This is a genomic window from Ureibacillus sp. 179-F W5.1 NHS (assembly GCF_045369345.1).
In the GTDB taxonomy this organism is placed as follows: Bacteria; Bacillota; Bacilli; order Bacillales_A; family Planococcaceae; genus Ureibacillus; species Ureibacillus halotolerans.
This window is the reverse complement of the sequence record NZ_JBIQFG010000069.1, coordinates 1-9,049: the sequence shown is the minus strand read 5'-3', so window position 1 is coordinate 9,049 and position 9,049 is coordinate 1. Positions and strand designations below refer to the sequence as shown.

Below are 9,049 nucleotides of genomic sequence, written 5' to 3'. Positions count from 1 at the left end.
TAACAAAATTAGGAGATTGCGTGTTTATTTTTTCTGAATTTTATCTGTACCCCAACAAATATTTTAGAGCCTAAAAATGAACCTTTTCCGAAATATAAAAAACTGACCAACTTCTAAAAAAGTTGGACAGTCCGATAGTTCTTTATGCTTGCACTTGCAATTGATGTTGCAAAGTAGCATAAAATCCTTTTTTCTCCATTAAAGAATCATGATTCCCGTGTTCGATAATTGAACCATCTTTAATGACTAAAATTTGATCTGCATTTTCAATTGTTTTTAAACGGTGGGCAATGACAAAGCTTGTACGACCTTGCATTAAATTGTTTAACCCCTTTTGAATTTGAACTTCCGTCATTGTATCGACACTAGAAGTTGCTTCATCCAAAATTAATATATCTGGATCTTCTAAAATGGCACGAGCAATGGCAATTAATTGGCGCTGTCCTTGACTTAAGTTCATACCACCGGAAACTAGCATCGTCTCATAACCCATCGGTAAATATTTTATAAAATTATGGGCGTAAGCAATTTTGGCAGCTTGCTCTACTTCTTCATCGGTAGCGCTAAGCTTTCCATAGCGAATGTTTTCTCGAACGGTACCTGAAAATAAATACGTATCTTGTAATACGACCCCGATATGGTCACGTAAGTTTTCCATTTTATATTGTTGGATGTTTTGACCGTCTATTAAAATTTCTCCGCTATTTACTTCATAAAAACGATTCAACAACTGGATAATTGTTGTTTTTCCTGAACCTGTAGGACCAACTAATGCGATCGTTTCTCCTGCCTTTGCATGGAATGAAATTTGATGAATTACAGGTTTGTCCTTTTGATAATAAAATTGAACTTGACGGAACTCCACATCCCCTACAAATTTGCTTTTAGCAATCGCATTTGGACTATCTGCCACTTCATCTTGTTGTTCTAAAATTTCAAATACCCGCTCTGCTCCGGCAATGGCAGATTGGAATGTATTAAACAAGTTCGATAGTTGATTTATAGGACGGAAAAATTGTCTTGTATATGTTACAAATGACGCAATGATACCGATGGAAACGAGACTATTACTTAATGCCAAAATCGCACCAACCCCGATTACTAAACCGATTCCTAGGTTATTAATAAAGTTGTTCGTCGGTCCTAGCAACCCAGATATGATCTCTGCTTTTAACGCTGAACTGCGTAGTTTTTCATTCGCTTCTTTAAATTGAGCAATCGTTTGCTCTTCCTTTCCAAAAATCGTTGTAATATTGGAATTGGAAATCGTCTCTTCGATAAACCCATTTAATTTTCCTAAATCTCTTTGTCGTTCCTTGTAGTTTTTACTACTACGCTTAATAATTTGTTTCGTCGACCATAAAATAAACGGAATAACCATTAACGTTACAAGGGCCAATACCCAGTTTAAATAAAACATCGCAATAGCTGTTCCGGCTACATTTAAAATGGTAGAAATAATTTGAATGACACTTTGGGATAGAGCCGCATTTAAATTCTCTATATCATTGGTCATTCGACTCATTAAATCTCCTTGCTGACGTTTGTCAAAAAAGGATAAAGGAAGGGACTGGAATTTCTCAAACAAATGTTGACGAAGTTGTCGAATCGTTTGTTGGGAAACTCGAATCATGACAAAGGTTTGTAGCCAAGTAAATAGGGCACCAACGATATAAATCCCGGTAAGTAACAATATCATTCGAATCGTGCCACTTAAATCTTCTTTTAAAATATATTCATCAATAATGATCCCAATCAAAAGCGGTCCTAACAACCCTAATAAAGTAGAAAAAATAACGAAAATAACCGCGCTTATCATTCCGATTCGTTGATATTTTAAATAGGACCATATCCGTTTAATCGTTCCTTTTTGATCCTTTGGTTTTTCAGCGGGTCCATTAAATCTCGGTCCTGGGTGTCTTCCAATTGGAGGTGGTCCGGCTTGTCTTCCAGATGATTTATTCATTTAGCGTCCCTCCTCTTACAACTTGAGTCGACACAATTTCTTGATAAGCTTCATTTGTTGCAATCAATTGTTCATGCGTCCCTTTCCCAACGATACAACCATCATCCAATACTAAAATTGTATCGGCATGACGTATAGAGGAAATTTTTGAAGAGACAATAAACTTTGTACTCTCTTTAAAATGATTGGCAATGGCCTGTTGAATTCTCTTTTCTGAAATACTATCTACAGCAGAAGTCGTATCATCAAGAATTAAAATTGCAGGCTTTCGAATAAATGCCCTTGCCATTGCTAAACGCTGCTTTTGTCCACCCGATAAGTTCGTCGCTCCTTGTGTGATAAAATGTTGCTCCTTATCATCGAACTTTTCAACAAATTCCAATGCACAAGATGATTCTAAAGCTTCTATTAGTTCTTCTAAAGTTGCTTCATCTCGCCCATATTTCACATTCTCTTCAATTGTTTTTGAAAATAATGTAGCCTTTTGGGGAGCAAATCCAATCGCTTTACGTAACGTTGACAAATCATATTCGGTAATTGGTTTACCATCAATCCTTACAACACCTTGATCCGCATCAAATAATCTCGGTATTAGCTGAACAATTGTAGATTTTCCACTACCAGTCATCCCAATAATCCCGATTGTGTCACCGGGTTTTGCCCGGAACGATATATTTTTTAACACTGGTTCATTGTTTTTGTTATAGGCGAAACTAACATTTTCAAACGTCACTTCCCCTTTAATAGAAGAAATGATTGGGTTTGATATATTATGAATTTCAGGCTTTTCCTCTAACACTTCTACTATACGATTGGCACTTGGAATTGCCCGGGCAATTTGCATTAACACATTGGATGAACTCATAAGCCCACCCATAATCATCATTAAATAGTTAATGAATGCTAAAATCATCCCTACTTCAATCGTGTCGTTTTCCACTTTAATGGCACCTAACCATAAAGCAAGAATAATTCCTATGTTCACGACAAAAGCCGTTAAAGGCATTAAAATTCCGATGATTTGGTCGGCATGGATATTCCGTTTCATCAATGTCCCATTTACAGTCGTAAATTGGTCGATTTGATGTTTTTTACGATTATATGCTTTGATTACACGAATTCCCGCCAAGTTTTCCTGTACCTTTGTGTTCACCCCATCAACTGCTTCTTGGACTTTTAAAAACAATTTTCCGGATAATTTAGTGAAAAAGAAAATGGCTAGAGCTAAAATTGGCACGACGAATAATAATATTGGAAAAAGCTCTCGTGCAGTGATAAAAACAATGACAATTGCACCGATAAAGGTTAACGGTCCACGAACAAAAACTTTCAATAGCATTAATAAAGCCCTTTGCAGCATTTCTACATCGCTTGTAATATTCGTGATTAATTTCCCCAATGTAAAACGGTCCTTATTACTATTAGAAAAGTAAGTAATTGTTTCATATAGATCTTGTCGAATATCCGTAGCAAAATTAATCGCCGTCTTTGACGCATAAATGCCGCAACCGACTCCACCTAATAAACCTACGACCGCGCATAAAACCATGAATATAAACATTTTAATGACATACGGTTTATCATTATCTGCAATACCATTATCAATAATATGTTGCATAATCGTTGGTTGGATTAAATCCATCGATACCTCAATTACCATCATGATTGGCGCAATAATGGCAAATAATAAATAAGGCTTTATGTATTTTGTTAGCTTAAACACTGACTGCATCTACGTATGCGCCTTCTTTCCATTACATTCTATTTGTCATACTACTTCTAAATTGAAGAGGGCGCAATAAAAAGCCGAAGAAAACAGTCTAACTTTTTCACGTCTTTTTAGTCATATGCTACTATAGATATAAAAGAAAAAACGGAGGTATTATATGAAGTTGCGAGTATCTGCTGTTCAATATCATCTACATACAATTGAGTCCTTTGAAGACTTCGCACACCAAAGCGAACACTATATTAAAGCAGCATTAGAATTTGAAACAGAATTTATTTTATTCCCGGAATTTTTTACAACCCAACTTCTTTCTATTAAAGGAGAAAATGGGAGAGCGTTAACGATTAATGACCTGCCTTCCTTTACCGAACAATACGAATCGTTATTCTCTCAGCTAGCGAAAAAATATAATGTCCATATTATCGCAGGTACACATGTGATCAATGTCGATGGTAAGTTGCGTAATACAGCCCATCTGTTTTATCCAGATGGGAAAATCAAAACCCAAGCTAAACTTCATATTACGCCTACTGAAGTTGATGAATGGAACATGTCACCTGGAGAAGGTCTGGAAGTATTTGAAACGGAAAAGGGTACGATTGCAATTTTAACTTGTTACGATATTGAGTTTCCTGAAATTGTGCGAATGGCAAAGGCAAAGGGAGCAGATGTCATTTTCTGCCCATCCTGCACAGATGACCGTCATGGATTCCACCGTGTTCGTTATACAAGCCATGCCCGCGCTATTGAAAACCAAGTGTATGTCATCTTAACAGGTACTGTCGGTGCATTGCCTACTGTTGATTTTATGAGGGCAAATTTCGGCCAAGCAGCTATTATTACACCAAATGATGTTCCTTTCCCTCCAAAAGGACTGTTAGCAGAGGGAGAAATTAATCATGATATGTTAGTAACCGCGGATTTAGATTTAGACCTTCTTTATCAAGTTCGGGAAAAGGGATCTGTAACAACTTGGCGTGACCGACGAGTAGACTTATATCCTGATTGGGAAAAATAAAATCGTTCCAGGGGGGAATGTTGAATGTATCGAAATGAACAATGGCTTTTCGATAATGGGAAACCTGTTAAAATAATTGTTCGAAATTATACAAAAGAAGATTTTGATGAATTAATTGATATTCAAGCTGAATGTTTTCCACCCCCTTTTCCATCGGCATTATGGTGGAATAAGGAACAATTAACGAATCATGTTTCATTATTTCCAGATGGGGCATTATGTATTGAAATGAATGGAAAAGTTGTTAGCTCGATGACCGGTGTCTGCATCAACTTCGACCCTTCACATCCATCCCACACATGGGCAGAAGCGACCGACGACGGGTATATTAGAAATCATGACCAAAAGGGAAATACCCTTTATATAGTAGATATCAGTGTTCGTCCTTCATTTCGCTCTCTCGGATTAGGGAAAATAATGATGCAAGCGATGTATCAAGTAGTAGTGGAAAAAGGATTCGAACGTCTTTTAGGTGGTGGTCGTATGCCTAATTACTATAAATATGCAGATCTATACTCTGCCAATGAATATGTAGAGCGCGTTGTAAATGGAGAAATCCATGACCCGGTTATTTCCTTTTTATTACGGTGCGGACGTCTCCCAATCGCGGTCGTGGAAAACTATTTAGAAGATGAAGAATCCCTTCATTATGGTGTATTAATGGAGTGGAAAAACCCCTTTAAACAATTGAATTGAAATAACAGAAAAGGCTCTTTTCCTTATGTGGAAAGTGCCTCTTCTTTTCATTATTGTTGCTTTTCACTTAAATTTTCTTGAGCCATTTTCACCAATTCTTTAACCATATTACCGCCTAATCTACCGCCAACTTTCCCTGCTTCTTCCGAGGCTAACTTTCCGTTATACCCTTCTTTTAAAGGTACACCCACTTCTTCAGCAATTTCAAACTTCGCTCGTTCTGGATCACTCGTTCCAGCTACCTTTGCTTTAAGTTGGTCAAGTCCTTGTCGAGCTTCAGGAACTAATATTTTATTCCGATTCCTTCGTGCCATTTCATTCCCTCCTTTATTTTTATCTTGTCCCGAAATTGGTTAAACATGTTGTTAGGTTTATGAAAAAAGAAAAAACCCTCAATCATTCAACGTTGAGAGTTTTCGTTTCTGTATTATTTAGATGTATTTGTTAATTTTAAATTAAACGCATCTACAATTGTTTTTGATGCTTCTTCTGCCGGTATTTTCTTAACAAAATGGCCTCTAGTTAACAATCTAGCTTCACCATCTTTATCACAAGTAATGAGGGTTAAAATGGTCTCTCCCTCTATATCGTTAATGACATCTACCTCTGTTGCTTCAATTGTTCTTTGCTCGTCTATTTGATATTCATAAACGTATTTCAAATCGGTTAAATAAACGGCTGCTCCCATTTCCACTTCATATAGCGGACTAAAAAGCAAATCTTTCCGTGTCATATGGTGTCCAGCTAAAGCATAGTTGTCTTCGCCCATTACTTGATCCTCTTTCATCGTCCCCGCAGTTAAAGCTAAAGTATAACGGGAAGTCCCTTTTCCTATTGGCAAATTCATTTTCACACTTGGAATACTTATTGCGCCAATGACCGTTATTTCATCTCTATTGAAATTCGCTTCTAACACCGTTTGTAAATCTAATTCTGATGCCTCTCCAAAGTCGAAAGTGGTATTTTTATTGTTATTTTTTTTCAAATCACTTGCACTTAAATCATCGATTCCCAATGAGTCGATTCCTATTGAAACAAGCCAATTTTCAATCGGACCTCGGAATACTAATAAAATTCCAATAAATAGAAACATCAAAAGAATTATATTTTTTATTATTTTGAGTTTCTTTTTATTTTCCTTCATATTTTTCTCCTTACGTAAAAAAGATTCCTTTGTTTATCCTATATACTAAATAAACTAAAATGATTTAGCGAATAATACGGTTTGATTTTGATCAGATTCAGACACTTTTAATAATGATTTTCTCAATGTTTCAACAAAGTGATCCCGGATTTCAGGTGATAATAGTTCTAAAGACAAGTACGGATTTAAATCCTCGTGTTCCACTAGTAGAAGATTTCCTTCTTTTGTACGACACGCATCCACTCGTTCAATCCCCCAATCCAATCAACAAAACGTTGGGCAAATTCTAAATCTTCCTCTGTTGGGATATACGCTTTTAGTTCCCAACGCTTATCTTTGTTTGGAGCATAAAGAGCATATTGGAAAACTTTATCTATAAAATAGAAAGATACTTCATATTCAAAGTCTACAAAAGGCTGTATTAACATACTTTTATTTGAGTCTACTTTTGCGTTTAGCTGATTTTTAGCAACAAATTCAAATCCTACAGAATCTGCCCCATCTTTCGGTTTCATAATGAAAGTTTCTACATTCGGCAGTTTATGTAAATCATCCAACGTATCAATTGTAGGAATAACAGGGAAACTAGCATTTGTTAAGTCAATGATATATTGTTTTCCATTCATATCACCTTTACCAGTGAATGAATTATAAGTCTTTAACTCATTCGAAACAATTCGATTACGAAAAGCTTGATACTTTTCTTTAAAACGAGCGACCGGCCCAACATTTCGATATAATATTAAGTCACAATCGGCTTCAAAGTTTTCCATATCTTCTGGATGACAAATCACTATTTGAAAATCTTTTCTTAGTTGAGAAGTAAGGTAGATGTCTTCTTCACAGTAGACACGTGATCCTTTCGCTTCATAATATAAATCTGTTACAAATAATAATTTTTTCATTTTGCCTTCACCAGCTCTCAGTAAATTTTAGTAATGTCTTAGTTTGTATTGAAATCTCGATAATGAAAGCTCCATACTTATGGATTTTCTTTTATTACTACTTCATTCTAAAAATAGCACCTAAAGTACTTCCCTTTAGGTGCTATTTTATTAGCTTTAAAACTTATTTTGTTAAATATCTTTTTCTTTTCACAAGACTAAACAATGCTGCTCCAATCATGAGTAAACCGATGATTGTTACAAGATAATTTGTTTGTTTTTCACCTGTTTGAGGTAATTTGTCTTGGTCGTCGGTTGTATCTGGCGTTTTTCTGGATGTTCTACAACGACTTCCTCGTTATCCTTTGATCCATCATCGCCCCCGTTATCCGGCACGTCCACTACTTCTTTCGGTACTACCTTCGTTTCAGTTGGTGGTGTCGTAATTGGGTTTTTCGGATCTTTTCCAGGGTTCATTTGGACCTACTGGTTGATCTGGATCAAACGCTGTGGCGATATTTTTAACCGTCGTATTTAATGCACTTTCTAACACTTCACCTGGAAGGTGATTGTTGCCGTTTCCCCTGCTTTTAAGGTTAACGGTTGTACATTTAATAGACCATTCTCCTTCTATTTGACTTATTCCACTACCGCTTCGAATACTAATATATAATTCTTACAAAATTCTTGAACTTAGGTAATTGTACAAATCATTTCCACAAAAACGCACACATTACGAATTATCTACTTCGACAGTTGCAGGATTCGTTTTTTGTTCTATCTTCTCTTCCTGAATCGTATCCTTTTCCCCTTTTGTTTGGCTTGATTTTTCAGATTCATCAGCCTTACAAGCTGTCATCAATAGTAGTAGACATAGCGAAAGCATGATCATTAATCTTCTACGTAACAAACCATCACCTCCCTTCAAATTATAAAAGCTTAAAACTCATAAAATCCTTGGAGGATATAAAAATACATAGACTTTTATATCACCACTCTTAAAAATAAAAAAAGACTATTGTGCTATTAAAATGGTTCTTCTTAAAATAGTTAGAAATATTTTAATTTTGATATTTCCAACAATAGTTTTTCTGTATACAGAAAAACAAGATAATTTCGTCCTATTTTTACAAATTCATACATTTATCGATTTAGTAAATATGTAAAAACATGTTATAGTATGAAAATTATTCCTGTAAGGAGAATTGAACTACTCTTTTCCTTTTTCACTTCATATATTGACTCCTCTGAAAATTATATAGGATTATAGATACTAACATTTTACATTTTCAGTAAATAAGTTAAATAAATATTTGTTCAGTTCCGTAAAACTATAAATATAGGGGGTAATTTGCTAGTAATAAAGCGATATAAGAAGTCTTTTTTATGTTTATTTGAAGAATGTAAAACTTGGAAGGTATTTTATTAAAGAAGAAAGGAGGGGTATCAGGTAGAACCACTTCTACTACGCTATTTCTCAATGAATATCTAATTCTTCACCTGTTTTAAATATTTTAAAAAAAGAACTATTAAAATATGTATTTGATAAGCTAAAACTGAGCCACCATCGCAGTTGAAAAGTGAGCCACTTTTATATGAAAATAATCCTAAC

General features: G+C 35.3%; 10 protein-coding genes and 1 pseudogene. 2 read left to right on the top strand and 9 right to left on the bottom strand.

The genetic code is table 11. The features are described from left to right. Positions 1-142: 142 nt before the first annotated feature. Complete coding sequence (locus ACH0B5_RS17370; RefSeq protein ID WP_341362859.1) at positions 143-1,966, bottom strand: ABC transporter ATP-binding protein; 1,824 nt, start codon at positions 1,964-1,966, stop codon at positions 143-145. Beyond that, positions 1,959-3,698 (bottom strand): ABC transporter ATP-binding protein, encoded by a 1,740-nt coding sequence (locus ACH0B5_RS17365; RefSeq protein ID WP_406928220.1) that lies wholly within the window; start codon positions 3,696-3,698, stop codon positions 1,959-1,961. The genes ACH0B5_RS17370 and ACH0B5_RS17365 overlap by 8 nt, the downstream gene beginning before the upstream one ends. A gap of 154 nt (positions 3,699-3,852) precedes the next feature. Here ACH0B5_RS17365 and ACH0B5_RS17360 point away from each other — a divergent pair, with 154 nt between their 5' ends. Next, complete coding sequence (locus tag ACH0B5_RS17360) at positions 3,853-4,713, top strand: carbon-nitrogen hydrolase family protein (protein WP_341362860.1); 861 nt, start codon at positions 3,853-3,855, stop codon at positions 4,711-4,713. 24 nt (positions 4,714-4,737) lie between these two features. After that, on the top strand, positions 4,738-5,409 hold the full coding sequence (locus tag ACH0B5_RS17355; protein ID WP_122972824.1) for a GNAT family N-acetyltransferase: 672 nt from the start codon (positions 4,738-4,740) through the stop codon (positions 5,407-5,409). A gap of 50 nt (positions 5,410-5,459) precedes the next feature. Here the strand turns inward: ACH0B5_RS17355 and ACH0B5_RS17350 are convergent, their stop codons facing one another. From ACH0B5_RS17350 to ACH0B5_RS17320, 7 genes and pseudogenes are all read right to left on the bottom strand, one after another. Next, positions 5,460-5,723: an alpha/beta-type small acid-soluble spore protein gene (locus ACH0B5_RS17350; protein ID WP_341362861.1), complete on the bottom strand. Its 264-nt coding sequence runs from the start codon at positions 5,721-5,723 to the stop codon at positions 5,460-5,462. A 113-nt stretch (positions 5,724-5,836) separates the two neighbouring features. After that, positions 5,837-6,553: a class A sortase gene (locus tag ACH0B5_RS17345; protein ID WP_406928219.1), complete on the bottom strand. Its 717-nt coding sequence runs from the start codon at positions 6,551-6,553 to the stop codon at positions 5,837-5,839. 54 nt (positions 6,554-6,607) lie between these two features. Beyond that, complete coding sequence (locus ACH0B5_RS17340; protein WP_406928218.1) at positions 6,608-6,796, bottom strand: hypothetical protein; 189 nt, start codon at positions 6,794-6,796, stop codon at positions 6,608-6,610. Then, positions 6,757-7,458 (bottom strand): hypothetical protein, encoded by a 702-nt coding sequence (locus tag ACH0B5_RS17335; RefSeq protein WP_406928217.1) that lies wholly within the window; start codon positions 7,456-7,458, stop codon positions 6,757-6,759. Before ACH0B5_RS17335 ends, ACH0B5_RS17340 begins: the two co-directional genes overlap by 40 nt. Before the next feature lie 163 nt (positions 7,459-7,621). After that, positions 7,622-7,699: pseudogene (locus ACH0B5_RS17330) on the bottom strand (LPXTG cell wall anchor domain-containing protein); the annotation flags it as partial. Beyond that, on the bottom strand, positions 7,696-7,914 hold the full coding sequence (locus ACH0B5_RS17325) for a hypothetical protein (protein WP_406928216.1): 219 nt from the start codon (positions 7,912-7,914) through the stop codon (positions 7,696-7,698). The pseudogene ACH0B5_RS17330 and the gene ACH0B5_RS17325, both read right to left, overlap by 4 nt. A gap of 256 nt (positions 7,915-8,170) precedes the next feature. Next, positions 8,171-8,347 (bottom strand): hypothetical protein, encoded by a 177-nt coding sequence (locus ACH0B5_RS17320; protein ID WP_406928215.1) that lies wholly within the window; start codon positions 8,345-8,347, stop codon positions 8,171-8,173. Positions 8,348-9,049 lie beyond the last annotated feature (702 nt).